Source organism: Oerskovia merdavium, assembly GCF_014836755.1.
Taxonomy (GTDB): Bacteria; Actinomycetota; Actinomycetes; order Actinomycetales; family Cellulomonadaceae; genus Oerskovia; species Oerskovia merdavium.
On sequence record NZ_JACSQF010000008.1, the window covers coordinates 76,641 to 98,731 of the forward strand.

The following is a 22,091-nucleotide window of genomic DNA, read 5'->3' on the forward strand; positions in this document are numbered from 1 at the left end:
CGGGATAGGTTCGACGGCATGCCACCCAACCCGTGGTTCTCGTGGAGCTACGTCCAGAACAACTGGGGAGAGATCTCCCAGGCGCTCGTCGAGCACACGACGATCACCCTCGAGGCCGTGCTCATCGCGCTCGTGATCGCGCTGCCCCTCGCGGCCCTCGCGCACCGTGTGCGCTGGCTGGCTGTGCCCGTGCTCGGCATGACGGGCGTCATGTACACCATCCCGTCGCTCGCACTCTTCTCGATCCTCGTCCCGTTCACGGGGATCGGGCGGACACCCGTGCTCATCGGTCTGGTCATGTACGCCCTGCTGATCCTGGTCCGCAACATCCTCGTCGGTCTCCAGGGCGTGGACCCGGACGTCCGCGACGCCGCCCGGGGCCTGGGCTACGGCTCGACCCGGCTCCTGGCGTCGGTCGAGATGCCCAACGCGCTCCCGAGCATCATGACGGGCGTGCGCCTCGCGACGGTCTCGACCGTCGCCCTCGTGACCGTGGGGTTCGTCGCAGGCTACGGCGGGCTGGGCACGCTCATGTTCCGTGGCTTCCGCTCGAGCTACAACGCGCAGATCATGACCGCGACGCTCCTGTGCCTGCTCCTGGCGGTCGTGCTCGACCTCCTGCTGCTGCTCCTGGGGCGGGCGCTGACACCCTGGTCACGCACGCGCGGCGCCTCGTCGAGGACGGGGGCCCGGGCTGCGGCCGTCGCCACCGGCGCGGCCACAGCGCCCGAGCCGCAGGAGCCGCAGGAGCCGCAGGACCGGACGGCGGTGCGGGACGCATGAACGTCGTCGAGCAGGCCCTGACGTGGCTCAACGACCCGCTCAACTGGACCGGACCGGACGGGCTCCTGGTCCGCACGGGCGAGCACCTCGAGATGACGGCCGTCGCGGTCCTTCTCGCGGCACTCGTCGCGCTGCCCGTCGGCATCTGGCTCGGGCACTCCGGGCGCGGGGCCGGGCCGACCATCGTGGTCGTCAACACCTCGCGCGCGCTGCCGACGTTCGGGATCCTGCTCATCCTCGCCGCTGGCGGGCTGTTCGGGAACCGTGCGGCGGTCATCTCGGCCGTGATCTTCGCGATCCCGCTGATCCTCGCGAACGCCTACACGGGCGTCGCCGAGGTCGACCCCGACGTCAAGGACGCCGCGCGCGGCATGGGCATGTCGTCGCAGCGCTCGTTGTGGCTCGTCGAGGTGCCGCTCGCCGTGCCGTTGGTCGCGGCGGGTCTGCGCACCGCGATCGTGCAGGTCATCGCGGTGCTGACCCTCGCGGCGTTCGTGGGGGGCGGGGGGCTCGGGGTCCCGCTGCGGGTCGGCTTCTCCAACCAGCGGTACGGGCAGGTGCTCGCCGTGGGCGTCGTGATCGCGGTCCTGTGCCTGGTCGTGGACGCGGTCCTCGCCCTGGTCCAGCGAGCCGTGACCCCCGCACCGCTGCGAGTCCGGGCCGGGACCTTGCGCTGAGGTGTCGCTCGGGTTGCCGGTCTGCGGCCCCGGGGGTGGAATGGGTTGTCCGTGCGAGCCGACGATCGAGAGGCCCCGACACACATGTCACGGCGATCCACCACCCTTCGCACCCTGTCCGCTTCCGCCCTCCTCGTCCTGGCCCTCGCGGCGTGCGGCGAGGCCGGCTCCTCCGGTACCGGAGGGAACACCTCCGGCGGTTCGACGTCCACAGCGAGCGGCGCCGCGTGCGAACCGGTCGCCGGTGACGCGCTCGTCGTCCTCGAGGACGACAAGCACCTCCAGACGGTCGACAACATCATCCCCGCGGCCAACGCCGCCGCGGTGGCGAACCAGCCCGCGGTCCTCGAGCTCCTCGACACCGTGTCCGCGGCGCTGACGACCGACAAGCTCATCGCGCTCAACAAGGCCGTCGACGTCGAGCGGCAGACCTCCTCACAGGTGGCCCAGAAGTTCGTCGAGGACGAGGGCCTCGCAGCCCAGGACACCCCGGGGACGGGCACGTCGCTGGTCGTGGGGGCGGCGAACTTCTCGGAGAGCACGACGCTCGCGGAGATCTACGCGGCCGTGCTGCGCTCGGGCGGGTACGACGTCACCGTGCAGACCGTCGACGCGCGCGAGACGTACCTGCCCGCGCTCGAGTCGGGCCAGCTCAGCGTCTTCCCCGAGTACGTGGGCACGCTCACCGAGTTCCTCAACAAGGAGATCAACGGCCCCGACGCGGAGCCCCTCGCGAGCGGAGACCTGGACACCACGGTCGCGGCGCTGCGCGAGCTCGGTGCCGAGAAGGGCCTGACGTTCGGCGAGCCGTCGTCGGCCCAGGACCAGAACGCGTTCGCGGTCACCACGGCCTTCGCCGAGGAGCACGACGTCTCGACCCTCTCCGAGCTCGCCGAGGCCTGCCCGGGCGGCATCACGCTGGGCGCCGGTCCCGAGTGCCCCGAGCGCGCGTTCTGCGAGCCCGGGCTCGAGGAGAAGTACGGCCTGAACATCACCAACTTCGTGAACCTGGACGTGGGCGGCCCGCTGACCAAGGCCGCCCTCCTGCAGGGCGAGATCGTGCTCGGCCTCGTGTTCTCCTCGGACGGCCAGCTCGGCTGACGAGTAGGCGGCTGCTCGGGGCAGACGGTCACAAGCCGTAGGTCTCGAGCAGCCGTAGCCAGACCTCGCTGATCGTCGGGTAGGCGGGCACAGCGTGCCACAAGCGTGCAAGCGGCACCTGCCCGACGATCGCGATGGTCGCGGCGTGCAGCATCTCCGCCGCGTCCGGGCCCACGAACGTCGCGCCCACGATCACCTGGCGCTCGGTGTCGACCACGATCTGCGCGGTCCCCTCGTAGCCCTCGGCCACGAGCACGGCCCCGGACACGGACCCGAGCTTGTACTGCACCGCACGGACCGGCAGGCCCGCCTTCTTCGCCTCGGCCTCGGTCGACCCCACCGACGCGACCTCAGGACGCGTGAACACGACCTGGGTCCTGGCCCCGTGGTCCGCGGTCGCGGCGTAGCGGCTCCAGGGTTCGGGGACCTCGCGCGCCGCCCCGCCCGCCCCGGCGGCCCGCGCCTCCTCGGGTCGGACCTTCCCGAACCGTGCCGCGACCACGTCGCCGACGACCCTGCCCTCGTACTTGCCCTGGTGCGTGGTCGCGACCCGTCCCGTCACGTCACCGCACGCGAACAGCCACCCGCCCTCGACCCCCTGGACCTCGAGCTGGTCGTCGACCGCGAGCGCCTTCCCGGGCTCGAGCCCGACCACCTCGACCCCCAGGTCCCCCGTGCGCGGCACCCGACCGGTCGCGACGAGCACCTGTGCGCCGGCGACCCACCCCTTGCCCTGCGGGCCGTCGTACGCGAGGCGCGCTCCGCCGTCGGGCAGGGAGGTCGCCCCCGTGACGCTCACCCCCAGCCGGACGTCCACCCCGATCGACCGCAGGCCCGTCGCGACGGCCTCGCTCGCGAACGGCTCGGAGCGTCCGAGCAGGCGACCGCGCGAGAGCAACGTGACCTTCGACCCGAGGTCGGTGAAGGCCGTGGCCATCTCGACCCCCACCACTCCCCCGCCGACGACCACCAGCGACGCCGGGACGTCCTGCACGCTCGTCGCCTCGCGGCTGCTCCACGGGTCGGTCTCGGCGAGGCCGGGCGTGTCGGGCAGCACGGGCACGCTGCCCGTCGCGACGATCACGGCGTGCCGCGCCGCGATCAGGCGGGTCGCGGGGAGGTCGTCGACGTCGGCGTCGGGGTCCTCGGGGCTGACCTCGACGAGCCTCGGCCCGACCAGTCGTCCCAGGCCGCGCACGAGCGAGATCCCCGCGCCGTCGAGCCACTGGACCTGGCCCGAGTCGTCCCAGTGCGAGACCATCTCGTCGCGGCGTGCCAGGATCGGCGCGGGGTCGAGCGTCGGGCTCGCCTCGACGCCCGGCACGGCGCGGGCGGCCGCGAGCGCCGCCCCGGGGCGCAGCAGCGCCTTGGACGGCATGCACGCCCAGTAGGAGCACTCGCCGCCGACGAGCTCGGCCTCGACCACGGCCACGCTCAGGCCCGTGCGGCTCGCGCGGTCGGCTGCGTTCTCGCCGACGGGTCCACCGCCGATCACGATCACGTCGAAGGTCTCGTCGGGGGTGGCCTGGGTCCGGGGGTCGCTGCTGCTCATGCCTCCCATCGTGGCCCGGAGGACGCGGGGCTGCGCGTCGGGCGGTCGGCTCGCCGAGCGGCGGGGCGGGCCGCTCGGCCGCCGGCCGCGGCTCAGGCGACGCGCGCCTCGTCGAGACGGTCGAGGATCTGCGCGACCGTCTCGGCGACGGTCCACCCCGTCGTGTCGAGAAGCAGCCCGCCCGGGGTCTCGCGGGCGGCCTCGGCGAACTCCTCGGGGGTCCAGGCACCGTAGGCCTGCTTGTGCCGGGCGGCGTCGCGCGCCGCGAGGGTCGCGGCGTCGGGCGTCAGCACGACGGCGTAGCGCGGGCGGGTGCGCAGGCTCGCCGTGAAGCGGGCCAGGTCCGGCCCCAGCAGGATGTCCTGGACCACTGCGGTGATGCCCGCCGCCGCGTACGTGTCCGCAGCGTGGGCCGCGAGGGACTGCCGCAGGTCGAGCTGAGCCCGCGCAGCGGGTGAGATCGGCGGGTCCATCGAGGCCTGGCCGCTCACGACGAACCGCCGGAACATGTCGCCGCGCACGTGCGCCGCGAGCGGGAAGGTGCGAGCCAGGGCCTCGGCGACGGTCGACTTCCCGGAGGCCATGGCCCCCGTGACGACCAGGACGGGAGCCGACGGACCGAGGTGAGCGGCGCCGTCGGGCGGGGAGGTCGAGGACATGTCCGGAGCCTAGGTCGCACGGCCCTCGCCGCGAAGCGAATTACCGCCCCCGACCGGAGCGGAAAAGGGGCGTCAGCTCACTTCTCGGCGAGAGCCGGCCCTGCGGGACCGAAGCCCGGCGGCCTCAGACCCGGCGGAACTCGAGATCCGTGATGGACCGGCCCGCGGCGTGGCCCTTGCCCTCGAAACTCGTGCGCACGCGCCCCTCGAAGCGCGGCGCGACCGCCCCGACCCCGTGGACGTTGACGAACGACGGGTTCGCTCCGATGACCTCGAGCATCTGGTCGGCGTACTCGGCCCAGTCGGTCGCGAGGCGCCACGTGCCGCCGGGGCGGATCGCGCGCGCCGCGAGCTCGACGAGCGAGGGCGTGACGAGGCGACGCTTGTGGTGCCGCGCCTTGTGCCACGGGTCGGGGAAGAAGACCCACAGCTCGTCGACGGACCCCTCGGGGAGCGTCGTCGTGAGGACCTCGGCGGCGTTGGCCTGCAGCAGGCGCACGTTCGTCAGCCCGCGCTGCGTCGCGCGCAGCACGGTCTGCGCGAGCCCGGGCGTGTAGACCTCGACGGCCAGGAAGTCGCGCTCCGGGGTCGCCTCGGCCGCGTGGACCACGGCCTCGCCCAGGCCCGACCCGACCTCGACCACGAGCGGAGCCCGGCGACCGAACGTGGCTGCGACGTCGAGGACGTAGGCGGGGTCCACCGAGGTGCGGGCCTCGGCGCGCGGGACGTCGACGACGAGCCGCTCGGCGTGCTCGTCCCACGCGCGCTGCTGGCGGGGGTTGAGGCGGCCGCTACGACGGACGAAGGACACGATGTCGGTGCGGAAGCCCTGCTCGCGGGCTTCGTCGAGGGTCTCGGGCATCCGACAAGTCTAGGCGGGCCACGAGGCGGCCCCCGGTGCGTAAGGCGGACCTCCTGGAGGTCCGCCTCACGCACCGGGGACTACTGCGACCGGGCCGCGGCCGGCAGGACTCGCACGGGCGGCCGGGTCGACAGCGCCCGCGCGCCGCGCCGGTCCCAGCCCGACGGCGTCACACGTACTGCGCGTACGCCGGCAGGTCGAGCTGGCCGTTGCCCGACAACCCGATCACGACGACCTCGGGCTCCGTGACGGTCCGCGCGTACGCGATCGCGGCGGCGACCGCGTGCGTCGACTCGGGCGCCGGGATGATGCCCTCCGAGCGGGCGAACTCGAGCCCTGCCCGGAACGCCTCGTCCTGGTCGATCGCGACCGCGTCCATGAGCCCCAGGTTCACGGCGTGCGACACCATGGGCGACATGCCGTGGTAGCGCAGGCCGCCCGCGTGGATGGCCGGCGGCACGAAGTCCTTGCCCAGCGTGTGCATCTTGAGCAGCGGCGTGAGGCCCGCGACGTCGCCGTGGTCGTAGCGGTACTCGCCCTGGGTGAGCGACGGGCAGGCCGCCGGCTCGCACGCGACGAGCCGCGTCGTCGTGCCCTCGCGCAGGTTGCGCCCGAGGAACGGGAACGTGAGCCCCGCGAGGTTCGACCCGCCGCCCGCGCAGCCGAACACGACGTCCGCGCCCGTCTCCCCCGCCTCCTCGAGCTGGACCAGCGCCTCCTGGCCGATGACCGTCTGGTGCAGCATCACGTGGTTGAGCACGCTGCCCAGCGAGTAGTGCGCCTGCGGGTCCTGCGCCGCGACCTCGACGGCCTCGCTGATCGCCATGCCGAGCGAGCCCGTGGTGTCCGGGTCGCTCGCGAGGATCGCGCGCCCCGACGCGGTCAGCTCCGAGGGCGACGAGTGGCACACGCCCCCGTAGGCCTCCATCTGGAAGCGGCGGTACGGCTTGGAGTCGTACGACGCCCGGACCTGCCACACCTCGCACGTCAGACCGAGCAGGGCGGCGGCCATCGAGAGCGAGGCCCCCCACTGCCCGGCGCCCGTCTCGGTCGTGAGGCGCGTCGTGCCCTCGATCGCGTTGTAGTACGCCTGGGCGATGGCCGTGTTCGGCTTGTGCGAGCCGACGGGGCTCACGCCCTCGTACTTGTAGTAGATGCGGGCGGGCGTGCCGAGCTCGCGCTCGAGGCGGTGCGCACGGACGAGCGGCGCGGGCCTCCACATCGCGTAGATCTCGCGGATCGTCTGCGGGATCTCGATGTAGCGCTCGGTGCTGACCTCCTGCTCGATGAGCGCCATGGGGAACAGCGGGGCCAGGTCCGCAGGCACGAGGGGCTCGAGCGTGCCCGGGTGCAGGTGCGGCGGCACGGGCTCGGGCAGGTCGGCGTTGAGGTTGTACCAGTGCGTCGGGACGGTGGAGGGGATCTCGACGCCGAGCGGCTCGAGCGAGCGAGCGGTCGGACGGATCGGCACCCGGGGTGCGGCCGGGACGGAGGTGGAGACGGGGGACGTCGTCAAGGGACTCTCTCCTTCATGGATGGGCACGTGCCGGGGCACGTTCCGGGCGATCCACTCCGGGAGACCTGCTGGACCGCCCGTCGTCGGGCTCGGTCAGCACGCCACAGCGTCCGACCGTCAGTGGTCGGGCCACCAGGTGTGCGCGGTGAGCAGGTTCACACCGGTGACCATAGCCGACGACGGACGGGGTGTGAAACGGGTCTCACCAGCGGCCTGCAAGGAAGGGCGTGAGGGGGGCCGGCCGCGCGGCGGCGGGCGGGAACGCCGAAGGCCCCTCCCCCGCGTCTCCGCAGGTGAGGGGCCTTCGTGTGGTGCGCCATCATGGACTCGAACCATGAACCCGCTGATTAAGAGTCAGCTGCTCTGCCAATTGAGCTAATGGCGCGCGAGAAGAAACACTACTGAACAGGCCCGGTAGAGACAAATCAGGAGGCCGGGCGGGCCTGTGACCTGCGCGACAACCGCCTGCGCACACGGTTCGCCCGGCCTCTTCTCGCCGGCGGACCTACAGGTACAGGCCGGTCTTGCCGTCGCTCTCCTCGGGCTGCGAGACGGCACTGACGTCCTTCTCGCGCAGCAGCACGTAGCTCTTGCCGCCCAGCTCGACCTCGGCGCGCTCCTCGGGGTCGAACAGCACGCGGTCCCCGCGGCTCACGTGCCGGACGTTCTCGCCCGTCGCGACGACCTGCGCCCACGCGAGGCGCTTGGGTCCCACGGCCGTGGCGGGGATCACGAGCCCCGCGGACGACTGCCGCTCGGACGCGTCGACCTCGGGCAGGACGAGGAGACGGTCGTGCAGCATGCGCAGCGGGAGTCGCTCGGGCGCGGTGGCCGACGGCGTCGCGCGGCTCGCGGAGGCGGCCTTCCGGGGGGCGGGGGTCGGGGTGTCGTTCGTGCTCGGGGTCGTCTTGCTCACGACCCCCACGCTACCCGTGTCCTCTAGGCTCGGAGGGAACCGTGAACGCTTCCCGAGGAGTCCCATGAGCACGCGCCTTGCCGTCGGAGACGACGCCCCCGACTTCACCCTCCCGACCGCCGACGGCGGCTCCGTGACGCTCTCCGAGCTGCGCGGCAGCTCCGTGATCGTCTACTTCTACCCGGCCGCGTCGACGCCCGGCTGCACCAAGGAGGCGTGCGACTTCCGCGACTCCCTCGCCTCGCTCCAGGGCGCGGGCTACCAGGTCGTCGGCATCTCGCCGGACCCGCTGCCCAAGCTCGTGAAGTTCGCCGAGGAGGAGCTGCTGACGTTCCCCCTCGCGTCCGACGAGTCCAGGGCGACGCTCGAGGCCTACGGCGCGTGGGGCGAGAAGAAGCTCTACGGCAAGACGGTGACGGGCGTGATCCGCTCGACCGTCGTCGTCGACCCCGAGGGCAAGGTCGCGCTCGCGCAGTACAACGTCAAGGCCACGGGCCACGTCGCCAAGCTGCGCCGCGACCTGGGTCTCGACCCCAAGAAGTAGGCCGCTCATCGGCGACCGGGGCAGTCGCCGAGCGCCCCGGTCAGGGCCGGTGCCACACCCGGCGAGCCGACGAACGACGCACCCCTCGCGCGCCCGTAGACTGTGCGGGCGCGCGAGTGGCGTAATTGGCAGCCGCGCCAGGTTTAGGTCCTGGTGTCTTCGGACGTGCGGGTTCGAGTCCCGCCTCGCGCACCACGTCGGTGCAGGTCAGCCGACCGGCACGTCGATTGCCCCCGGCGCCAGGCCTGGTCGCGGCTCGGCACAGCCGGACTCGTCCGGGTAGCCCCAGCCCTTCACGGGCACGGCGTCCCCGGCACAGCCGACGAGCTCGCGCTCACCGAGCGGTTCCTCGAGCTCGACCGTCACCTTCCGCACCCCGAAGTCCTCGCTGCACTGGCCCCTGGTGCGGAGCACGTACGCCCGGACCTCGACGCTCTTCGCGCCCTCCTCGACCTCGATGCCGTCGTCGTCGGTGCACGTGCTGCCGCCGGCGTAGACCCCGAGGTCGAGTGACGCCCCCTCCTCGGACACCAGGATCCACTCGACCCGCTGTCGTTCGGGCGCGCCCGGACCGCACCCGACGAGCACCCCGGCACCGACCGCGCACACGACGGCTCCTGCGAGCACCCGACCGACCGCACCCGGTCCCCTCCGCGCCGACCTGCGCCCGCCCGCTGCCCGTCCCGTCATGTGCGGGACCCTACCGTCCGCCGGGCCGGCTGCCCGCCCCTCCGACGCCTCGTCGTCCTACCCTGGAAGCAGGTCCCGAGGAGGCGATCCGACGTGCCGAACGGTCACAGGGTTCAAGAGACCACCGCGCGCGACGTCGCAGCAGCGATGTCGGCGATCGACCGGCGGCGCTTCCTGCCGCGCAACCAGCGCCCGTACGCGCGCGACGACCGACCCTTGCCGATCGGGCACGGGCAGACGAACTCGCAGCCACGGACTGTCGCCGACACGCTCCGGCTGCTCCAGGTGCCGCGCGGGGCGCGCGTCCTGGACGTGGGGTCGGGCTCGGGGTGGACGACCGCGCTGCTGGCTCACCTCGTCGGCCCGGGTGGCAGCGTCGTGGGCGTCGAGATCGACCCGGACCTCGCGGAGTGGGGGGCCTCCAACCTCGCGAGCTACCCGATGTCCTGGGCGCGGATCGAGGTCGCAGAGCCAGGACTCCTGGGGCGCCCGACGATGGGCGGCTACGACCGCATCCTCGTGTCGGCGGCCGCCCAGGTCCTGCCGCAGGAGCTGGTCGACCAGGTCGCGATCGGCGGGCGCCTCGTGATCCCCGTGCAGCACGTCCTGGTGCTCGTCGAGCAGCACCTGACGGGCACCGTCACGAGCCGACACGGTACCTACAGCTTTGTCCCGCTCATCGGCTCGTGACCGTCGGGTCGTCAGGAGCCGCTGCACCGGGAGTGCCCGTACGCCAGCGCGCCGCCGAGAAGTGGACCCTGCACCGCGCCTGGTAGGACTCGAGGCCGCCGACGTGCTCCGCACCCGCCGTCAGGGCGTCCCCGTCCGCGGCGGCGACGACGCGCTCGTGGAAGGGCGCGTCCTCCCCGCAGACCGTGCAGACGGCCGTGAGACGGTCGGCACGCTCAGCGAGGGCTCCGAGGGCCGGGATGGGCTCGAACGGCCGGCCGTCGAACGTCACGTCGAGGCCCGCGACGATCATCACGAGGCCGCCGTCGGCACCGCGCTGCACGACGTCGAGGAGGTCCGGCCCGAAGAACTGGGCCTCGTCGACCGCCACGAGCTCGACCGACGGGTCGAGGCGGTCCAGGATCTCGGCAGCCGATGCCGCAGGACGCGACGGGATGTCCAGACCGGAGTGCGAGCTGACGACGCCCTCGCCGCGCCGGTCGTCGAGCTCGTGGTGCACGACCTCGACGCGGCGCCCCGCGATCTGCGCCCGGCGCACACGCCGCAGCAGCTCCTCGGTCTTGCCCGCGAACATGGGCCCGCTGATGACCTCGACCCGTCCCCGCCTCACGTCCTCCATCGGGCCAGTACAGCACCGGCGTCCGACACGGGCCCGCCGAAGGTCAGGCGCGTGCTTCCCACTCGCTGCGGAGCACCCCCATGACCACCGCGTCGTACCGCTTCCCGCGCACGATCCGCGCATCGCGGAAGCGTCCTTCCTCGACGAACCCGAGGCTGCGTCCGACCCCCAGCATGGGCAGGTTCCCCGACCACGTCGCGAAGTCGAGCCGACCCCAGGCGGTCACCTGGAACAGGTAGGTGGTCCACAGGGCGAGCGCCTCGCGCCCGATCCCCCGCCCACGAACGGCCGGGTCGTAGACCCCGACGCCCATGCGCGCCCACGACGTCTCCTGCGACTCCCAGTACCAGGAGACGGTCCCCACGAACCGGTCGTCGGCGTCGGCGACCACGACGGTCCGAGGCGGCATCCCGTCCACCGCCCCGGCAGGGGCGGCAGCCAGGGCCGCGACGCGGGCGTCTGCCTGCGCGTCGTCGGGCACGGGGTAGTACGGCCCGTCCCAGTCGTGCCACTCGTGATGGGGCCGCAGCCACTCACGGAAGACGGCGAGGTCCGCGGGTCGCCAGCCTCGGAGCCGGGCAGCATGCCCGACGCCGTAGACCGGCACCCGCGGGTCCCTCGCCGTCACGTGTCCTTCAGCAGGTCAGGAGTCGTCGCGCGACTCGTCGTCCGCGACCGTCTCCTCGTCGTTCAGCCCAGCCGTCGGCGCAGGCTCTCCAGCAGCCTCGTCGCCAGCGGTGGCCGGCTCGGCGTCAGGTTCGACTGCCGTTCCAGGCGCGGCTGCCGCTCCGGACGTGTCTCCCGAGGCCGGAAACTGGCCCTCGTCGGCGACCTCCGGGGCGCCCTCCACGGCCTCGACGTCCGTCAGGACGGTCTCGACGCCCACGACCTCGGCCTCGGTGATGACCTCCGAGGTGACGGTCTCCTCGACCGGTGCGACGCCGTCGTGCTCGTGCTCGTGCTCGTGGGCGTGCGCCGCTGCTGCGGCGATCGTCGCGAGCGTGGCCTTGACGGCCTCACGGGCCTCCGACGTGACCTCGGGCAGGACCGGCACCGCGGGAGCCGCGGCGACCGGAGCGGTCTCCTTGGTCACGCGCTTGCGGCGCGAGCGGGACCGCGAGCCCTCCGCCTCGGCAGCGGGCTCCTCCGCCACCGGAGCGGCAGCCACCGGGGCGTGCTGGTGCTGGCCGCCGCCGTTGTTCGAGCCGCCCGACTTCTCGATCGGGTCGGTGTGCACGATGAAGCCGCGACCGTTGCAGTGGTCGCAGGTCTCGCTGAACGCCTCGACCAGGCCCTGTCCCACGCGCTTGCGGGTCATCTGGACCAGGCCGAGCGAGGTGACCTCGGCGACCTGGTGCTTGGTCCGGTCGCGGCCCAGGCACTCGACCAGACGACGGAGCACGAGGTCACGGTTGGACTCGAGCACCATGTCGATGAAGTCGATGACGATGATGCCGCCGATGTCGCGCAGGCGGAGCTGGCGGACGATCTCCTCGGCGGCCTCGAGGTTGTTGCGCGTCACGGTCTCCTCGAGCGTGCCACCGGAGCCGGTGAACTTGCCCGTGTTGACGTCGACGACCGTCATGGCCTCGGTGCGGTCGATCACGAGCGACCCGCCCGAGGGCAGCCAGACCTTGCGATCCATGCCCTTGGCGAGCTGCTCGTCGACGCGGTGCGCCGAGAAGGCGTCCTTCTCCGACGTCCAGCGCGAGACGCGCTCCTTGAGGTCCGGCGCGAGCTCGGCGACGTAGCTCGAGATCTCGTTCCAGGCGTTGTCGCCCGAGACGACGAGCGAGCTGAAGTCGTCGTTGAAGATGTCGCGGACGACACGGATCGCGAGGTCGGGCTCGCCCTGGAGCAGTGCAGGGGCGGAAGCCGACTTCGCCTTCTTCTCGATCGCCTCCCACTGGCCCTGCAGGCGCTCGACGTCGGCGCGCAGCTCGTCCTCGCTCGCACCCTCGGCGGCCGTACGGACGATCACGCCCGAGCCCTCAGGGACGATCTCGCGGAGGATCTTCTTGAGACGGGCACGCTCGGTGTCCGGGAGCTTGCGCGAGATACCGGTCATGCCGCCACCGGGCACGAACACGAGGTAGCGGCCGGCGAGCGTGATCTGCGACGTGAGGCGCGCACCCTTGTGGCCGATCGGGTCCTTGGTGACCTGCACGAGCACGGAGTCGCCCGACTTGAGCGCCTGCTCGATGCGGCGCGGCTGGCCGTCCAGGCCGACCGCGTCCCAGTTGACCTCACCGGCGTACAGGACCGCGTTGCGCCCCTTGCCCACGTCGATGAACGCGGCCTCCATGGAGGGCAGCACGTTCTGGACGCGGCCCAGGTAGACGTTGCCGGCCATCGAGACCTGCGACTGCTGGGAGACGTAGTGCTCGACGAGCACGCCGTCCTCGAGCACCGCGATCTGCGTGCGGCCGTTCTTCTCGCGCACGATCATGGCGCGCTCGACCGACTCGCGGCGGGCGAGGAACTCGGCCTCGGTGATGATCTGGCGGCGGCGGCCCGCGTCGCGGCCCTCGCGACGGCGCTGACGCTTGGCCTCGAGGCGCGTCGAGCCCTTGAGCGCGGTGACCTCGTCGGACACGCTGGTGCTGCGCTCGCGCGAGCGGGTGCGGCTCGACGACGACGTCGTCACGGTGACGCCCGCGCTGTCGCCCGACTCGGGGCGGCCGCCACGGCGACGGCGGCGACGGCGACGGCTCGAACCGACCCCCTCCTCGCCGTCGTGCTCGTCGGCGTGCTCGTCGTGCTGGTCGTCCGTCTCGGCCGAGGGCTCGACCGCGCCGGTCGTGTCGGTCGCGTCGGCGGAGGGCGACTGCTGCTCGTGCGAGGACTCGTCGTCCCCGTACTCGTCGTCGTCAGCACCTTCCGCGCGCGGCTCCCCGCCGCGCGAACGGCGGCCACGGCCACCGCGGCGGCGACGACGACGCGGGGCGCCGTCCTCGTCGGTCTCCGTGGCGGGGGCGGGCTCGGCGACCTCGTCGGCCTCGACCACGAGGTCGAGGTCGTCGAGCTCGAGCGCGTCGGCCGGGATCTCGACGCCCTCGGCGACGAGCTCTGCTTCGATCAGCTCGATCTCCTCGACCGCAGCGAGGTCCGCACCCACGAGCACGATCTCCGCAGCGGGCGTGACGGCGGCCGGGGCCGCCTCGGGTGCGGCGTCCGGGGCAGCCTCGGTCGCGGGCTGGGTGGTCGGAGCAGCAGTGGTGCCGGCCGACGCGGGAGCACCCGCGCCACGACGGGCAGAGCGTCCGCGTCCGCCGCGGGTGCGCGCCGGAGCCTCGGTCCGCTGCTCGACGGCCGGCTCGGGAACCTGCTCGGCGGCCGGGGCCCGGCGAGCCGGCTCGACGCGAGCCGCGGGGGCCTCGGCCGGGGCCGCAGGCTCCTCGGGGGTCCGGGACGTCGGCGTGGCGAAGCTGGGCATGGCGTCCGTCGCGAACGGAGACGTCGTGGGACGCACCACGCGGCGCGAGCGACGAGGCGCAGCGGCGGGGTCGGGAGCCTGGAAGAGCAGCGCGGTCGTCGCGAGGCGCGGCGTCGCGGAGCCGCCGCCCGTCGAAGCGGTCGACGGTGCGGGAGCGGGCTCCGTGGCGGGGGCCTCGGGAGCGGCGGCGGCCTGGGCAGCCTGGGTCGCGGAGACCTTGTTGATGCGGCGCGAGCGAACCTTGGGCGCGGCGGGCTCGGCCGGAGCCTCGGCGACCGGGGCCTCGGCGACGGGGGCGACGGCCTCGGCCGGCGCGGCGGTCGCGGCCGTCTTCGAGGTCGCACGGCGACGCTTGGCCGGAGCTTTCTCGACCGGAGCCTTCTCGGCCGGCTCCTCGACGGAGGCGGGCGCCTCGACCGGAGCCGCCTCGGCAGCGCTCGAACGCGTCGCCCGGCGACGCGTGGCGGCCCGCGGTGCGGCGGTCTCGGTGGGAGCAGTCGCCTCGACAGGAGCAGTGGCCTCGGGGGCCGAGGGCTCGACGGGAGCAACCGTCTCGGTGACGGCAGCCTCTGCGGCAGGCTTGCGGGTCCGGCGGGCGCGAGCCGGCTTCTCGGCCGGGGCGTCCTGCTCGGTGGCGGGCGCAAGTCCCAGCTCCGACAGCACGTCCAGCACAGGAGCGTCGGCAGCGGCACGGGCCGCAGCGCCGCGCTTGCCGCCGCGGCGCGGGGCTGCGGGCGGGGCGTCCTGCACGGCGGGGGCGGACTTCTCGGTGACGACCTTCGCGGCGGCAGGCTTCTCGGCGGCCGGCTCCTGCACGGGAGCCTGCTCGGTGACGGGCTTCGCGGTCACCGCAGCGGCGGGCGCGTCGACCGGCGTGGTGGTGGGTCGCACGACACGGCGCGAGCGGCGCGGCGCGGCCTCGGCCGAGGGCAGCTCGATGCCGAGCGAGCCCGTAGGGGCGGAGGGGTTCACGGGGGCCGGCTGCGCGGGCGTCGTGACGGCGGGGAGGGTGATCTGGGCCGCAGACGGGGCGTCCGGGGTGCCGGGGGCCGCCGTGGTGCGAGTGACCCGTCGTCGGGCCGGCTTCTTGGCGGGTGCTGCGTCCTGACCGTTCGACGAGCTCGTCGTGTCAGGGGTGTTGTCGAGGGTCACGCGATGCGCTCCTGGTACCCCGAAGGATCGCCCCCACATCGTGCGGCCCGTCGGGCGGTTGTCGTCGGCCGGGGCGTGCGCATCACAGCGCTGTCGTCCCCCGCGACGGAAGTCGGCGGTGGCGGCTCGAGCAAGGGCGAGCGGCGGGGGGCGCCTCGCCGTCCGGGCCATTCATCCCGGTCGGCGGCGCTCCGCGAGCCGCGGATCGCGGTTGCGACGAGCACGTACTGGGCCAGTGGGAGATGTGGTCCCCCCGGCTTGGTCAAGTATCGCACAGCCGAGGTCGATCAGATGGGCAGGTACAGGGTCGGGTGCCGTGTCGTCCAGAGGACCAAGGTCCCGATCCGGACCTTGTGAAGGTTCTCACAAACTGTCGTTTCCCGAGAGTTTTGGCGCCTCCCTGCCTCGCCGATGGTGCAGATTGGTCATAGCGTCAGGAGTACGACTGCTGACCCTGCCCTGAGCTCACCCTCAGAATCCCCCGGTAGCCCCCAGGAAACCCCCCAGGAGCGTTTGTGGACGTCCTCGATCTCGCGAGGTGGCAGTTCGCCATCACGACCGTCTACCACTTCATCTTCGTGCCGCTGACGATCGGGCTCGCCCCCCTCGTCGCCATCATGCAGACCGCATGGGTCCGCACGGGGAACGAGCGGTGGCTCAAGCTCACCAAGTTCTTCGGCAAGCTCCTCCTCATCAACTTCGCGATCGGCGTCGTGACGGGGATCGTGCAGGAGTTCCAGTTCGGCATGAACTGGAGCGAGTACTCACGCTTCGTGGGAGACGTCTTCGGTGCCCCGCTCGCCATGGAGGCGCTCGCCGCGTTCTTCATCGAGTCGACGTTCCTCGGTCTGTGGATCTTCGGCTGGGACCGCCTGTCCAAGCGCGTGCACCTCGCGTGCATCTGGGCCGTCGCGATCGCCGTGAACCTCTCCGCGTTCTTCATCCTCGCGGCCAACTCGTGGATGCAGCACCCGGTCGGGACGATCTACAACCCCGAGACCGGCCGCGCCGAGATGAACGACATCGGTGCGGTGCTCACCAACAACACCCTGTGGGCCGCGTTCCCGCACACCGTGACCGCGGCGTTCCTCACCGCGGGCACGTTCGTGGCAGGCATCGCCGCCTGGTGGATGGTCCGCCTGGTGCGCACCAAGAAGGCCGAGAACATCGAGCTCGCCCGCAACGTCTACCGCCCGGCGATCACGCTCGGCGTCATCACCATGATCATCGCGGGCCTCGGCGTCGCGGTCAGCGGTGACTTCCAGGCCAAGCTCATGTTCCAGCAGCAGCCCATGAAGATGGCGGCCGCCGAGGCGCTGTGCGAGAGCTCGCCCGACGGGGCCCCGTTCTCCATCCTCGCGATCGGCGACCTGTCCGACTCGTGCGAGGGCGTCAACCACATCCTCGAGATCCCCGGCATGACCTCGTTCCTCGCCAAGGGCAGCTTCACGGCCCCGCTGCCGGGCGTCGACGAGGTCCAGCAGACCATGACCGAGCGCTACGGCGACGTCACCGCGGACGGCGAGCCGGTCAACTACTCCCCCAACCTCGGCCTGACCTACTGGAGCTTCCGGCTCATGATCGGGTTCGCGGTCGGCTCGATCGCGCTCTCGCTCATGGCCCTGTGGCTCACCCGCAAGGGCAAGGTCACCGACAACAAGTGGTTCGCACGCGTCGGGATCTGGGCCATCCCCATGCCGTTCATCGCGTCGTCGTTCGGCTGGATCTTCACCGAGACCGGGCGTCAGCCGTGGGTCGTGGCCCCCAACCCGTCAGGGATCGACTCGATCCGCCTGCTCACCGAGCGCGGCGTGTCCACGGTCGTCGGCCCCGGCGTCGTGCTGACCTCCATGATCGTCTTCACGCTCGTGTACGGAGCCCTCGCGGTCGTCTGGTTCAAGCTCATCCACCGGTACACGGTCGAGGGCGTGCCGGACGTCGTGCACGACGACTCCCCCGAGGCGCGCGCCAAGGGCGACCCCGACGACCCGGACTCGACCGACGAGTCCGAACGCCCCCTGTCCTTCGCGTACTGACGCGCTCTGACGGCTCAAGGAGACCCAGTACTCATGGAACTCACCATTCTCTGGTTCGTGCTCATCGCGATCCTGTGGATCGGCTACCTGGTCCTCGAAGGATTCGACTTCGGCGTCGGCATGCTCATGCCGATCCTGTCCCGCAACAAGGACAAGGCCAAGCAGGACACCGAGCGCCGGCTCATCATCAACACGATCGGCCCGGTCTGGGACGGCAACGAGGTCTGGCTCATCACGGCGGGTGGCGCGACCTTCGCGGCGTTCCCCGAGTGGTACGCGACGTTGTTCTCGGGCTTCTACATCCCGCTGCTGCTGATCCTTCTCGCCTTGATCGTGCGCGGCGTCGCGTTCGAGTACCGCGGCAAGATCAACGACGACCGCTGGCGGGCGCGCTGCGACCAGGCGATCATCTTCGGTTCGTGGATCCCCGCGATCCTGTGGGGCGTCGCGTTCGCCAACCTCGTCCGCGGTGTCGAGCTCGACGCGGCGCACCAGTACGTGGGCGGCTTCTGGGCCCTGCTCAACCCCTTCGCGCTCCTCGGCGGGCTCACGACGCTCGTGCTGTTCCTCCTGCACGGTGCGGTCTTCATCGCCCTCAAGACCGACGGCGAGGTGCGGGTCAAGGCCCGCCGCCTGGCCGGGTACTTCTCGGTCGCCGCGGTCGTCGTGGCCGGCGGTTGGGCCGTGTGGGCCCAGGTCGCCTACTCGGTGCCGTGGACGTGGGCTGCGGTCGTCGTGGCGGCGCTCGCCCTGGTCGGCGTCGTGATCGCCAACGCCAAGGCGCGCGAGGGCTGGGCGTTCCTGTTCTCCGCGCTCGCGATCCTCGCGGCGACCGTCCTGATCTTCGGGTCCATGTACCCCGACGTGATGCCGGCCCACGACCCCGCGAACTCGCTGAACATCGACAACGCGTCCTCGACGCAGTACACGCTGACGGTCATGACCTGGGTCGCCGTGATCCTGGTCCCGGTCGTCCTGCTCTACCAGTCGTGGACCTACTGGGTGTTCCGCCGCCGCCTGTCGACCAAGGACATCCCGCCGCCCATCGGCCTCTCGCTCAAGAAGATCAAGGACGCCGCGTTCGGCGGTCCGTCGTCGGGCAGCGCCAGGTCCCTCGACCTGACCCCCGCAGAGGACGACAAGGACACGGGGACGGGCGCGGCGCCGTCGGGCTCGGCGAAGCGCGGGCCTGGGGACACCTCCGCGTGAAGCCCCTCGATCCACGGCTCCTGCGCCAGGCGCGGGCGGCCCGCGGGTACGTCGTGCTCACGGCGGTGCTCGGCCTCGTGACGGCCGGGCTCGTCGTGGCACAGGCGCTGCTCATCGCGAGCGTCCTGGCCCCCGCGATCCAGGGCAACCTCTCGCTGACCGACGTCGGCACTCCCCTCACGCTGCTCGCTGCAGTCGTGGTGGTGCGCGCCGGGGTCGCGTGGGCGCAGGAGCGGTTCGCGCTCAAGGCTGCGACCAAGACGATCGCAGAGCTCCGCGAGCAGGTCGTCAGCCATGCGGTGGCCCTGGGCCCCCGCTGGCTGGCGACCGGCCGCGGGCCCGCGGTCGCGACGCTCGCGACGCGCGGGCTCGACGACCTCGAGCCGTACATGGTCAGGTACCTGCCCCAGCTCCTGCTCGCGGCGACCGTGACCCCCGCGACCCTCGCGGTCGTCCTGGGGCTCGACTGGATCTCCGCGATCATCATCGCGGTCACGATCCCCCTCATCCCGGTCTTCATGATCCTCGTGGGCCAGCTCACCGCCGGGACGTCCGAGCGGCGCCTCAAGGTCATGCAGCGCCTCGGTTCCCAGGTGCTCGACCTCATGGCCGGCCTGCCCACGCTGCGGGCCTTCGGCCGCGAGCACGGGCCCGAGAAGCGCGTCAGGGCGCTCGGCGACGCCAACCGGCGCGCCACCATGGGGACACTGCGCGTCGCGTTCCTGTCGGGCATGGTCCTCGAGCTGCTCACGACCCTGTCGGTCGCGCTCGTCGCGGTCGGGATCGGCTTGCGCCTGGTGTACGGCGAGGTCGGGCTCGAGCCCGCGCTCGCCGTGCTGGTGCTGGCCCCCGAGGTCTACCTGCCGCTGCGGCAGGTCGGCATGCACTTCCACGCCTCGACCGACGGGATCGCCGCGGCCAACCAGGCGTTCGAGGTGCTCGACGAGCCGTTGCGGCCCGTCGGCACGACGCCCGCCCCCGCCCTGGCCGGCGCCCGGATCACGTTCGAGGGCGTGAGCGTGCGCGCGGGAGACCGCGACGTGCTCGCCCCCGCGGCGCTCACGACGACCTTCGGCTCCGCTGCCGGCGAGGCGGGCTCCGCGACGGACGCTCCGTCGTCGGGCACCGTGGTGGCCCTGACCGGGCCCAGCGGGTCCGGCAAGACGACCACTGCGCTGGTGCTGCTCGGGCTGCTCGCCCCCGACGCCGGGCGCGTCGTGGTGACCCCGCGCGAGGGCGAGCCCGTCGACCTCGCCGAGATCGACCCGACCACGTGGTGGCCGCAGGTCGCGTGGGTGCCGCAGCGCCCCACGCTCACCCCGGGCACGGTGCGCGACGTCGTGCTCGACGGCCGCGAGGTCCCCGACGACGAGCTCGCCGACGCCGCACGGCTCTCGGGGCTCGACGCCGTCCTCGACGTCCTGCCCGAGGGCTGGGCGACCCCGATCGGCCAGGGCGGCGTGGGCCTCAGCGTGGGCCAGCGCCAGCGCGTGGCCCTGACCGCAGCACTGCTGGGCGACCCCGCTCGCGTGCCGCTCGTGGTGCTCGACGAACCCACGGCGCACCTCGACGCGCGCGGCGAGCGCGCCGTGCTCGACGCCGTCCGGGCCTGGCGCGACCAGGGACGCACAGTCGTCGTGGTCGCGCACCGCACGAGCCTGGTCGAGCTCGCCGACCAGGTCGTCGTGGTCTCGTCGGCCGCGCTCCCCCCGGCTCCCCGCGCCGCTGCCGACGACGCCGCCTCGTCCTCACCCACCTCGTCTGGAGCCGTCGCATGAGCGACCTCGGCACGTCCCCCGACTCCCCCGTCCGCGGTACCGGCACGGCCGACGGAACGGCGACCGATCCCCTGTGGCGCGCGGTACGGCTCCTCGACGTGAGCTGGGGCCGAGCCGCGCGCGCGATCGGGCTGGGCTCGCTCGCGCTGGCCAGCTCGGTCGGGCTCGCGGCCGTCGCCGCATGGCTCATCGCGCGCGCGTCCCAGATGCCGCCCGTGCTCCAGCTCTCGGTCGCGACCGTGGCCGTGCGCGCGTTCGGCATCTCGCGCGGGGTGTTCCGGTACCTCGAGCGGCTGGCCTCGCACGACGTCGCGCTGCGCGGCATGGCCTCGCTCCGCGCCAACGTGTACACCTCGCTGGCCTCCGGACGTACGGCCGCGGTCGCTGGTGTACGTCGCGGCGACCTGCTCGCGCGCGTGGGTGCCGACGTCGACGCGGTGGGCGACGTGGTCGTGCGCGCGATCATCCCCGCGGGCGTGGCCCTCGTGGTGTCCGCGGGCTCGGTCATCCTGGTCGGGGTGTTCCTGCCGTCGGCCGGCGTCGCCCTGTTCCTGTGCCTGCTGCTCGCGGGCGTCCTGGGCCCCTGGCTCTCCGCGCGTGCCGCCCGCCGGACCGAGGAACGCGGCGCGGCCGCGCGCGCAGAGATGACGTCCACGGTGCTCGAGACGCTCGAGGGCTCGGGACCGCTCACGGTCTCGGGGCGGCTCTCCCAGCGGATGGACGCGTTGCGACGCACCGACCGCGAGCTCGCGGCAGTGACGGACTCGGGGGCCCGGACCTCGGGGACGGCCGCCGCGATCAACAACGTGGCGATCGGGCTCGCGGTGCTCGCTTCGCTGCTGCTCGGCATCCCTGCCGTCGCCGCGGGGACCCTGGCCCCGGTCGAGCTCGCCGTGATCGTCCTGACCCCGCTCGCGGTGTTCGAGGCCGCCGGGGTCCTGCCCGCCGCGGCCGTGCAGATGCACCGCTCGCGGCAGGCCGCACGCCGCATCATGGAGCTGCTCGACGCGGCGGACGAGGACGGCGACGCCGCCGCTCCCGCCCACACGGAACCCGCCGAGCGGTCGGCAGCGCGCGCCACCTCGGGCACCTCCGCACCGCTGGGCGACCGCCCGGAGGTCGTCGTGGCGGACGCCGCGTGCGGCTGGAACGGCCGCGCGGCCGTGACGGGGATCGACCTCGCGGTCCGCCCCGGTCGGGCGGTCGCGATCGTGGGACCGTCGGGCGTCGGCAAGACGACCCTGCTCATGACGGCCGCGGGGCTCATCCCGCAGGTCGCGGGACGCGTGAGCCTCGACGGCTCGCCGGTCTCGTCCTTCGCACCCGACGACGTCGCCCAGCAGGTGGTCTTCGTCGCCGAGGACGGGCACGTCTTCGACACCACGCTGCTCGAGAACCTCCGCGTCGCGCGCGGCGACGTCACGCCGGACGAGGCCGAGGCCGCCCTGGCCGAGGTCGGGCTCGGCGAGTGGCTCGCAGGCCTGCCCGACGGCGTCGGCACGATCCTCGGCCCGGACGCGACGACCATCTCGGGCGGGGAGCGCCGTCGGCTCCTCGTGGCGCGGGCCCTGCTGGCCCCCGCTCCCCTGCTGCTCGTCGACGAGCCCGCCGAGCACCTCGATCCGGCGACCGCCGACGAGCTGCTCACCCACCTCGTGGAGACCAGCCGGACGGGTGGGCGCGGCGTGGTCGTCGCGACGCACCGGCTCTCTGCGCTCGCCGCGGTCGACGAGGTGCTGCTGCTCGGCCGGACCGACGACGCGAGCCCCGAGAGCCCCGCGACCGTGGTCGCCCGCGGCACCCACGCGGAGCTGCTCGCGCACGACGAGGGCTACCGCTGGGCGCTCGCGCAGGAAGCCGCGGTCTGACAC

18 protein-coding genes and 2 tRNA genes are annotated in these 22,091 nt (G+C 72.9%); 10 read left to right on the top strand and 10 right to left on the bottom strand.

Annotated elements, in window-relative coordinates; translation table 11 throughout:
- Positions 1 to 18: 18 nt before the first annotated feature.
- The 3 genes from H9641_RS09265 to H9641_RS09275 all read left to right on the top strand — a co-directional run bounded on the left by H9641_RS09265 (position 19) and on the right by H9641_RS09275 (position 2,561).
- Positions 19 to 783, top strand: coding sequence for an ABC transporter permease (locus tag H9641_RS09265; RefSeq protein WP_191803081.1), 765 nt, complete (start codon positions 19 to 21; stop codon positions 781 to 783).
- The gene (locus tag H9641_RS09270; protein WP_191803083.1) at positions 780 to 1,460 is read left to right on the top strand and encodes an ABC transporter permease; all 681 of its coding nucleotides are present in this window, start codon (positions 780 to 782) and stop codon (positions 1,458 to 1,460) included. Before H9641_RS09265 ends, H9641_RS09270 begins: the two co-directional genes overlap by 4 nt.
- 84 nt (positions 1,461 to 1,544) lie before the next feature.
- Positions 1,545 to 2,561, top strand: a complete 1,017-nt coding sequence (locus tag H9641_RS09275) for a glycine betaine ABC transporter substrate-binding protein (protein ID WP_191803085.1) — start codon at positions 1,545 to 1,547, stop codon at positions 2,559 to 2,561.
- Positions 2,562 to 2,589: 28 nt separating this feature from the next.
- On the opposite strand, the gene H9641_RS09280 is transcribed toward H9641_RS09275, so the two are convergent.
- The 6 genes from H9641_RS09280 to H9641_RS09305 all read right to left on the bottom strand — a co-directional run bounded on the left by H9641_RS09280 (position 2,590) and on the right by H9641_RS09305 (position 7,952).
- Positions 2,590 to 4,113 carry a dihydrolipoyl dehydrogenase family protein gene (locus H9641_RS09280; protein ID WP_191803087.1) on the bottom strand — a complete coding sequence of 508 codons (1,524 nt, stop codon included), beginning with the start codon at positions 4,111 to 4,113 and terminating at the stop codon, positions 2,590 to 2,592.
- A gap of 92 nt (positions 4,114 to 4,205) precedes the next feature.
- The gene (locus H9641_RS09285; RefSeq protein WP_191803089.1) at positions 4,206 to 4,772 is read right to left on the bottom strand and encodes an AAA family ATPase; all 567 of its coding nucleotides are present in this window, start codon (positions 4,770 to 4,772) and stop codon (positions 4,206 to 4,208) included.
- 124 nt (positions 4,773 to 4,896) lie between these two features.
- A complete protein-coding gene (gene trmB, locus H9641_RS09290) occupies positions 4,897 to 5,634 on the bottom strand; it encodes a tRNA (guanosine(46)-N7)-methyltransferase TrmB (RefSeq protein WP_191803091.1) in 738 nt (245 codons plus the stop codon).
- Between the two features lie 169 nt (positions 5,635 to 5,803).
- Complete coding sequence (locus tag H9641_RS09295; protein WP_225220234.1) at positions 5,804 to 7,150, bottom strand: TrpB-like pyridoxal phosphate-dependent enzyme; 1,347 nt, start codon at positions 7,148 to 7,150, stop codon at positions 5,804 to 5,806.
- A gap of 309 nt (positions 7,151 to 7,459) precedes the next feature.
- A tRNA-Lys gene (locus tag H9641_RS09300) sits at positions 7,460 to 7,535 on the bottom strand.
- Positions 7,536 to 7,655: 120 nt separating this feature from the next.
- Entirely contained in the window at positions 7,656 to 7,952 is a 297-nt protein-coding gene (locus tag H9641_RS09305; protein WP_191803243.1) for a GroES family chaperonin, read from the bottom strand.
- A 178-nt stretch (positions 7,953 to 8,130) separates the two neighbouring features.
- On the opposite strand from H9641_RS09305, the gene bcp reads away from it, so the two are divergent.
- Together bcp and H9641_RS09315 are read left to right on the top strand one after the other, a co-directional pair.
- Positions 8,131 to 8,610: a thioredoxin-dependent thiol peroxidase gene (gene bcp / locus H9641_RS09310; protein WP_068625717.1), complete on the top strand. Its 480-nt coding sequence runs from the start codon at positions 8,131 to 8,133 to the stop codon at positions 8,608 to 8,610.
- 110 nt (positions 8,611 to 8,720) lie between these two features.
- Positions 8,721 to 8,805: transfer RNA gene (locus H9641_RS09315), tRNA-Leu, on the top strand.
- A 12-nt stretch (positions 8,806 to 8,817) separates the two neighbouring features.
- Here H9641_RS09315 and H9641_RS09320 read toward each other — a convergent pair.
- Positions 8,818 to 9,300: a hypothetical protein gene (locus H9641_RS09320; RefSeq protein ID WP_191803093.1), complete on the bottom strand. Its 483-nt coding sequence runs from the start codon at positions 9,298 to 9,300 to the stop codon at positions 8,818 to 8,820.
- A 93-nt stretch (positions 9,301 to 9,393) separates the two neighbouring features.
- Between H9641_RS09320 and H9641_RS09325 the strand changes: the two genes are divergently transcribed.
- Positions 9,394 to 9,990: a protein-L-isoaspartate O-methyltransferase family protein gene (locus H9641_RS09325; protein WP_318244484.1), complete on the top strand. Its 597-nt coding sequence runs from the start codon at positions 9,394 to 9,396 to the stop codon at positions 9,988 to 9,990.
- On the opposite strand, the gene H9641_RS09330 is transcribed toward H9641_RS09325, so the two are convergent.
- Genes H9641_RS09330 through H9641_RS09340 form a run of 3 tightly spaced genes read right to left on the bottom strand, consistent with a single transcriptional unit; the run spans position 9,977 to position 15,197 of the window.
- Positions 9,977 to 10,609, bottom strand: a complete 633-nt coding sequence (locus H9641_RS09330; protein WP_191803095.1) for a thymidine kinase — start codon at positions 10,607 to 10,609, stop codon at positions 9,977 to 9,979. The genes H9641_RS09325 and H9641_RS09330 overlap by 14 nt on opposite strands.
- A gap of 43 nt (positions 10,610 to 10,652) precedes the next feature.
- On the bottom strand, positions 10,653 to 11,216 hold the full coding sequence (locus H9641_RS09335; protein ID WP_191803097.1) for a GNAT family N-acetyltransferase: 564 nt from the start codon (positions 11,214 to 11,216) through the stop codon (positions 10,653 to 10,655).
- Between the two features lie 36 nt (positions 11,217 to 11,252).
- Positions 11,253 to 15,197, bottom strand: a complete 3,945-nt coding sequence (locus tag H9641_RS09340; protein WP_318244485.1) for an Rne/Rng family ribonuclease — start codon at positions 15,195 to 15,197, stop codon at positions 11,253 to 11,255.
- 515 nt (positions 15,198 to 15,712) lie between these two features.
- Here H9641_RS09340 and H9641_RS09345 point away from each other — a divergent pair.
- Genes H9641_RS09345 through cydC form a run of 4 tightly spaced genes read left to right on the top strand, consistent with a single transcriptional unit; the run spans position 15,713 to position 22,088 of the window.
- Positions 15,713 to 17,233: a cytochrome ubiquinol oxidase subunit I gene (locus tag H9641_RS09345; protein WP_191803101.1), complete on the top strand. Its 1,521-nt coding sequence runs from the start codon at positions 15,713 to 15,715 to the stop codon at positions 17,231 to 17,233.
- 33 nt (positions 17,234 to 17,266) lie between these two features.
- The gene (gene cydB, locus H9641_RS09350) at positions 17,267 to 18,442 is read left to right on the top strand and encodes a cytochrome d ubiquinol oxidase subunit II (RefSeq protein ID WP_191803103.1); all 1,176 of its coding nucleotides are present in this window, start codon (positions 17,267 to 17,269) and stop codon (positions 18,440 to 18,442) included.
- The gene (cydD, locus tag H9641_RS09355; RefSeq protein WP_191803105.1) at positions 18,439 to 20,220 is read left to right on the top strand and encodes a thiol reductant ABC exporter subunit CydD; all 1,782 of its coding nucleotides are present in this window, start codon (positions 18,439 to 18,441) and stop codon (positions 20,218 to 20,220) included. Before cydB ends, cydD begins: the two co-directional genes overlap by 4 nt.
- Positions 20,217 to 22,088 carry a thiol reductant ABC exporter subunit CydC gene (gene cydC / locus H9641_RS09360; RefSeq protein ID WP_191803107.1) on the top strand — a complete coding sequence of 624 codons (1,872 nt, stop codon included), beginning with the start codon at positions 20,217 to 20,219 and terminating at the stop codon, positions 22,086 to 22,088. Before cydD ends, cydC begins: the two co-directional genes overlap by 4 nt.
- The last annotated feature ends 3 nt before the right edge of the window (positions 22,089 to 22,091 follow it).

Bases quoted from the DNA above. Each gene is read 5' to 3' on its own strand.
- H9641_RS09280 (WP_191803087.1), bottom strand. From the start codon at position 4,113: ATGAGCAGCAGCGACCCCCGGACCCAGGCCACCCCCGACGAGACCTTC.
- cydC (WP_191803107.1), top strand. From the start codon at position 20,217: ATGAGCGACCTCGGCACGTCCCCCGACTCCCCCGTCCGCGGTACCGGC.
- bcp (WP_068625717.1), top strand. From the start codon at position 8,131: ATGAGCACGCGCCTTGCCGTCGGAGACGACGCCCCCGACTTCACCCTC.
- H9641_RS09305 (WP_191803243.1), bottom strand. From the start codon at position 7,952: ATGCTGCACGACCGTCTCCTCGTCCTGCCCGAGGTCGACGCGTCCGAG.
- H9641_RS09275 (WP_191803085.1), top strand. From the start codon at position 1,545: ATGTCACGGCGATCCACCACCCTTCGCACCCTGTCCGCTTCCGCCCTC.
- H9641_RS09320 (WP_191803093.1), bottom strand. From the start codon at position 9,300: ATGACGGGACGGGCAGCGGGCGGGCGCAGGTCGGCGCGGAGGGGACCG.
- H9641_RS09285 (WP_191803089.1), bottom strand. From the start codon at position 4,772: ATGTCCTCGACCTCCCCGCCCGACGGCGCCGCTCACCTCGGTCCGTCG.
- cydB (WP_191803103.1), top strand. From the start codon at position 17,267: ATGGAACTCACCATTCTCTGGTTCGTGCTCATCGCGATCCTGTGGATC.
- H9641_RS09330 (WP_191803095.1), bottom strand. From the start codon at position 10,609: ATGGAGGACGTGAGGCGGGGACGGGTCGAGGTCATCAGCGGGCCCATG.
- trmB (WP_191803091.1), bottom strand. From the start codon at position 5,634: ATGCCCGAGACCCTCGACGAAGCCCGCGAGCAGGGCTTCCGCACCGAC.
- H9641_RS09270 (WP_191803083.1), top strand. From the start codon at position 780: ATGAACGTCGTCGAGCAGGCCCTGACGTGGCTCAACGACCCGCTCAAC.
- H9641_RS09265 (WP_191803081.1), top strand. From the start codon at position 19: ATGCCACCCAACCCGTGGTTCTCGTGGAGCTACGTCCAGAACAACTGG.